This is a genomic window from Deltaproteobacteria bacterium CG11_big_fil_rev_8_21_14_0_20_49_13 (assembly GCA_002796305.1).
Lineage (GTDB): Bacteria > UBA10199 > UBA10199.
Genome location: PCWZ01000048.1, coordinates 1 through 5,801, shown reverse-complemented (window position 1 = coordinate 5,801; position 5,801 = coordinate 1). Strand labels below are relative to the sequence as shown.

The 5,801-nt window shown below is 47.8% G+C and carries 2 protein-coding genes; one reads left to right on the top strand and one right to left on the bottom strand.

Annotated features, from left to right (window positions below; genetic code table 11):
• Positions 1–427: 427 nt before the first annotated feature.
• Positions 428–3,082: a hypothetical protein gene (locus COV46_04200; GenBank protein ID PIR17427.1), complete on the bottom strand. Its 2,655-nt coding sequence runs from the start codon at positions 3,080–3,082 to the stop codon at positions 428–430.
• 178 nt (positions 3,083–3,260) lie between these two features.
• Between COV46_04200 and COV46_04195 the strand changes: the two genes are divergently transcribed.
• Entirely contained in the window at positions 3,261–5,594 is a 2,334-nt protein-coding gene (locus COV46_04195; protein PIR17426.1) for a hypothetical protein, read from the top strand.
• Positions 5,595–5,801 lie beyond the last annotated feature (207 nt).

The window sequence follows — 5,801 nt, the reverse complement described above, 5'->3', positions numbered from 1 at the left end:
CGTATTTTATAGGTAACCCCGACTGGGTGATTCAAAAATACCGGGAGCTAAGAACGGCTTTGTCAGTTCCTCAAGATAGCGGGAATATCTCGCCGCCTGTCTAATAGGCGCTCTTCTAAAAATGTGGTTATGTAGAAGATCGCATATCTGTGGACGGGTGTGTCCACAGCTGTCTTTTTCCCTGAACCTTGGCGTACTGTAACCGACAAACGACCAAAAAAGGGCGGGTGGAAAAGAGTTGTCGACACAGAAACCGCGCCATCTCCACAAACTTATCCAAAACCGTGCAATTTTTCCAAATGACTCCGTCTTGCGGGTGAGCGTCTTGTGGGTGTGTCTTCGGATTCTAGGTGCTGCATCTTGTGGGTTCAAATGACTCCGTCTTGCGGATTCGGGTTCCAAATGACTCCGTCTTGCGGATTCGGGTTCATTTTGTGGGTTTCGATATATGCAGGCGTCTTAAGTAGATCCCGACCAGCATCGATAATATAGAAATGTGCGCAAAGAGGCTGGGCTTTGCACCCTTCCACACTACCAGTGAGCAATCGCCCCCGGTCGTATCGAATTCGTTGTTCTTAAATACAAGCTGTCCGCCTCGCGGCGCATCGCTCTCGGAAGAAGTGGCTGGGTTTGCCGAGGCGCTCGATGAACCGCCGGCGCCTGCACCAGACGCCGCCGACTGATCGCAACTTTTTACTTCCTGCTGATAGGCGTCCGGTATGCCGTCACCATTCTTATCCTTTCCCCACTCTTCTTTGTCGGGGCATGAGTCCCCATCGGAATCGGCATCGCGGGCGTTCGCTATCCCATCGCAGTCAAGGTCAAAAGTATCGGGTGGCGGGGAACATTTTTTCCCGTTCTTAAGGATAGAGATGTCGAAATCGGGAAATCCGTCGCGGTCGGCATCAAGCTTCATCTCTACATAGTCGTTTATATCGTCCCCGTCAGTATCCGGGGCTGAAGGATCCGTTTCATTAATATCCAGCCAGCCGTTATGGTTGGTGTCTTCGTCACCATCGCTAATGCCGTCCCCGTCCGAATCGGATTTGATGGGAGAAAGCACGCCGATAGCGGCAAAATTGCTCCCAGCTATCTGGAGGCCGGAACATTCAGGGATTTCGCTGTTTGGATTCACAACGCCCGCTTCTATCCCGTCAGGAAGCCCGTCCCTGTCAGTGTCGCACGAATTGGGAAGGCTACCGTATCTCATTATCTCTATATCGTCGGTTATTCCATCTCCGTCGGTATCTTTTAAAAGAGGGTCCGTTTCGAACTCTTCAAGCGTTCCGTTTTTGTTTTGATCGCCTTCCTGACCGTCAAGTATGGTGTCGCCGTCCGTATCGGGCTTGTTGGGATTGGTCTCCTTCTCCCCTACGTTGCCGTCAAAATTCCAGTCCTCCTCGCCGTCCTTTACTCCATCGCCGTCGGTGTCGGAATTGGTCGGGTCGGTTATGGTCACCGTGTCGGAATCGTAAGGAGAGGCGATGATAATACTCTGATCTTTAAGAATGGCCCTGCAGGCGGGAGAAAGCTTTTCAAAATAGGATTCGTCACTATCATTATCTGACGCAACGGAGGCCATTAGCTTCATTGCGCTGACTGCGTCTTGTGGTTTGAGTGTTTGACTCCGTCTTGTGATTGCGTCTTGTGGTTTGTGACTCCGTCTTGTGATTGTATGGACTCCGTCTTGTGATTGTATGTCTTGTGATTGTGTGACTCCGTCTTGTGATTGCGTCTTGTGGTTTGATTGTTTGACTCCGTCTTGTGATGGTACGGTGTCCGCAATGACAGTGTAGCCGAGTTCCAAGCCGTCCGGCAGACAGTCGTTGTCCGAATCGGCATTTGTGGGGCTCAGCTTGGAAAGGTCCGAGAACTTGTAGCCCTTATCCAAAAGTTCCTTTATCTTTCCTATGTGGAGCCTCTCTTCGCCGTCTGAGAGGCCGTCACCGTCGGTGTCGGGATCTCTTGGATCGGTCTCGCCGAAATCTACCAGCCCATTATGATTATAATCTTCCTGATCGTTGGGAATGCCGTCGCCATCCATGTCGGACTGGTTCAAAGAATCAAGGGCCGATGAAAATGAAGACGTTGCGCCCAGCTCCCTATCTATCGCCGTGGCGGTAAAGACCGGCTTCAATATCTCCTTGCCGTCCGCAATTACGGGTTTGGGGAGAGAAAATACGAATTGACCTGTTTTGGGGTCTATCTTATCGGTCTGGGCAAGATAAGGGCCGTTCTGCAGAAAAAGCTCTATCTTAAGCTCCTTAACGTTCAGAGAATCGATCCTTAGATTACCCGTAATGATCCACTGGCCGTTAGATTCAACGCTCACAAGGTCTTCAGGCGGATATATCGTTACCGTCTCATTTTCGATAGGAAGCCCGCCGTTATCGTTGAATACGGTGCGGCTTATAATAGCAGGCGTCTCAAGGTAGATACCGCCGCTCCCGTTATTCTTGATGAGCAAATCGATGACGGCGTTTTCTCCTCCGGAGATATTAATGCCGTACCTTACGGAACCCTCAACGGTCGATTTTGTGACCTTATTACCGGAACCTTTCAATTCTAAACCGTTACTTGAACTTTGGGTTATAGTATCTGAGTCGAATCTATTGAAATCGCCTGACACTTCAACCTTTGCTTTAAAGAACGAGGAGTTGATAACGGCGTTGTCATTGGATGTGACCTTAAGGTCGGTCCTAAAATTCATACGATCGATGATAACGGGACCGCCCTTACCTTCGATACAGACGCCTTTCATTGCCGAAAATGTAACGCTCTCTTTCGGCCCTGCTACAATAATGAGCGGGTCGTTATTAAAACCCGAAAGGCAGGGAAACGACGAAGCGATCTCGAACGAGCCGTCTATCTTTATCACATGGAACTTTATGCTTGTGCCGCGGTATTCTTCGTACGCGTTACGGTACGCGGCGGAATCGGTCTCGCAATCGCCGCTCCTGGCGATGGACCCGACCTTTTTGATGAACTCGTCCTGAGACCTTACCTTGCACTCCTGCGCAAACACAAGACTTGTCGTTAGGGACACCCATAAAGACGCCATTATAAATACCAGTTTCTTCATTCTATCCTCTTGTTCATTACTATGTTCGGCAGATATCTAAAATAGTTGCTAATTATTTTAGTTAATAATAACATGTGGTTAAGGCTGTGCAAGGCTTTTTTTAGCAACATTTCCCGTTTTTTGCCGATAATAATGATGAAGGGGGCCATACCTCTCATTTGAGGGGGGAGTGATCATCATGAGCGATAATCAGACCATTAAATTCTATTTTGGGTGCCAGGAACGCGCTTTTACCTTCGACAAAGGAGAAAATAGCTGGAAGAGCGCCGACGGGTACGTTGCAAAGAAGTTCTATGGCTATGACACGATAATGGTACATGATGACCAAGGGGCGGTAGTTGCTAGGGACATTCCGGCCGACCTCACCAAAGTGGGCTCGATCTATATTGAAGAAGACACGAAGAAGGTCCATCTCTTTGGAAAAAATGGAATGGATAGTGTTAAAAAGACCTTAAAAGATTATCGCAAAGGTATCTGTTCAGCTGCTCCGGCCAAGACCGAGCCGCCCGCAAAAGAAACAGCTTCGGGAAGGAAGTTGACCTCGGTCAATACGATATCGCTCCCCTTCTCGGAAGCTTCTACTGTACCTGCAGACAAAGGAGTCATTGTTAAGTTCGATAGTGCGTCAAAGACAATAACAATAGATTCGTATTATTATAAAAAGATCGGAGATACGGATAAGTATGAGATCCACATTGTGACAGGAAACGAGGAACTCACCGCCGCTACAGACCTTACAAAAGGTGACCTGAAGACCATCAGTTATTCTATTATCTTTAATGAGCAGGGGAAAATGATAAGTGTTAAGCCTCAATATTCAGATAAAGAATTCGCATTGATCTCGCCGCTCGAAATACTGAAAGACGACCAGGTGGCACCGCTATTTAAGGCGCTCGAAAGGATTAACGCAGGTTCGGCAAAGACGGTGACCGATGGTCTGGCACAGATAGCCAAAAATGAGCAAACGCCTTCAAAAGAGAAACTTGTGAAAGCGTTAAAGGGAATGGTATACAGTTCCCTGATCGCCAGCGAGCAAATAGCGCCGTTACTAAGCCGCCTCGATGCAGCTGACCGCAAAAAGGTGGAGGACGGACTAAAGACCATCATATTTGACAGAGATCAGATACCGACAATTGATAAGGTCGTTGCGGCCATTAAAAATCTACCATCGTACAAAGCTTCTGTCCCAAAAGACTCCTCTCTTGAAATATTAAAAGACCCGCAGGTAGCGCCGTTCTTTAAGGCGCTCAACGAGATCGATCCAGCTTCTGCTAAGATCGTTACGGACGGCCTTACAACTATCGCCCAAAGAGGTCAAAAACCTGCAAAAGACAAACTTATAATCGCATTAAAGGGGATGGTGTACAAAGCCCTGCTCGCCCATGATAAAATAGTTCCGTTACTATTAAAGCTCAGCGAGGCTGATAAAAAGCTGGTAGGGGATGGACTGAAAACCATAATCTATGACCGGCGCCAAGTTCCGGCAATTGATAAGGTCGTGCTGGCCATTAAGAAACTCCAGTCATACAAAGCCGCAGTTGCCGCCCCTACGACAACTGCTACCGGCTCATCAGCAACTCCTGCTGCAGTAGCACCTGTTCCTGCACCTATTCCTGCCCAGCTTTCTCCCGAACCGGCCGATCCAGTTGCTCAATCCTCTAATTATAAGAAACGATACAAGAAATCGACTCATTCCGCTAAAGTTCTCGAAAAGCATTTCGGAATGATCCTCAACAACAACTTTGCCGATGCAATTAGTGATAGGGATCTGAGGGCGTCCAATGAGGCATTGTCCATTGCCGAGACGGTATTCGCTGATTGGGAAAATCATGCAAAAGTAATAGAAGGGGCACCGGAAGCTACTTATGCCACACTTGGTTACGACGTCCAAGCCATTCGCATCAAGATGCAAGGGGGACTGAAAGGGGCCCGGGCGGCCATGACAAAGCTAAATAAAGACCTTGCACCGGCGGGATTTCCGTCTTTGATCAAATTTAATCCGTTTGCAAGCGTGGCAGATCTGATACCACCAGAGGTGGTATCCATTGCAGCTAGGAATGGAAACCTATCCGGCGTCGCATTTACGATGCGTAAGCCTAAAAATATGGCCGAGTCGCTATCATCACACATAAAAAAGGCACAGAAAATGGTCCGCGATGATGGAAAAATACCAAGCAATTATAAACTCCTATTCGTCGTGCTTAAGTCAAATCCTCAAAATGAGAATCTTGCTCCAATGCGCGACAAATTAAAGGGTGCGCTTACGCATGCAATAAGTGCAAACCCCGCCACAAATGACGATGATCTCTTCAGTCTCCTTTATATGTCTCTTTACGAGCTTAATGTAGACGAGGGGACAGCAACCCTTAGTAAACCGAAATTCGATGAATCTGTGACCTTTATAATGGTTCCCTCATCTTTCGATGAAACGCAGTACAGCGGTAAGCTCTTTAAGCAGATACTAACGAAACATGAGATTTATCTTGATATGGAAGGCGGATCGCTCCAATAGCCCCGCACTTTTATAAAATTCGTTTACGCTCGAAGAATAAAATCTGCGTCAGATCAACCTTTCTTAAACCCGCAACCTTCGGCCGGGCATATTATCTCAAGGCCGTTCGCCTTGGTATATTTCTCCACAAGGAACTTTCCACCGCATTTTGGGCAGGCCTCGTTTATTGGCTTGTTCCACGATACGAACTTGCAATTGGGATATTTT

Excerpts from the sequence above, each read along its gene's own strand:
- COV46_04195 (PIR17426.1), top strand. The coding sequence starts at position 3,261 with ATGAGCGATAATCAGACCATTAAATTCTATTTTGGGTGCCAGGAACGC.
- COV46_04200 (PIR17427.1), bottom strand. The coding sequence starts at position 3,082 with ATGAAGAAACTGGTATTTATAATGGCGTCTTTATGGGTGTCCCTAACG.